This window comes from Pseudoalteromonas sp. NBT06-2 (assembly GCF_002276045.1).
Classification (GTDB): domain Bacteria; phylum Pseudomonadota; class Gammaproteobacteria; order Enterobacterales; family Alteromonadaceae; genus Pseudoalteromonas.
This window is the reverse complement of the sequence record NZ_NQMR01000079.1, coordinates 1-263: the sequence shown is the minus strand read 5'-3', so window position 1 is coordinate 263 and position 263 is coordinate 1. Positions and strand designations below refer to the sequence as shown.

General features: G+C 43.3%; 1 tRNA gene. It reads right to left on the bottom strand.

The features are described from left to right. Positions 1 to 33: 33 nt before the first annotated feature. Positions 34 to 108 (bottom strand) — tRNA-Gln (locus CJF42_RS15520). Between the last annotated feature and the right edge of the window lie 155 nt (positions 109 to 263).

Below are 263 nucleotides of genomic sequence, written 5' to 3'. Positions count from 1 at the left end.
TCCAGCGCGTCTACCAATTCCGCCACTTCCGCATGGCTGGGATACCAGGATTTGAACCTGGGAATGCCGAGATCAAAACCCGGTGCCTTACCGCTTGGCGATATCCCAATTTTAAAATTTTCAAATGTTTTGTCAGGATTTGAGCCTGGGAGAAATAGCGAGACCAAAAAATCTCTTCTGCCTTACCTCTTGAGGATATCCCAACAAGTAAATTGTTATTGATTGTTTTAATTCAAATCAAAGAATGGTGCGGAAAGAGAGAC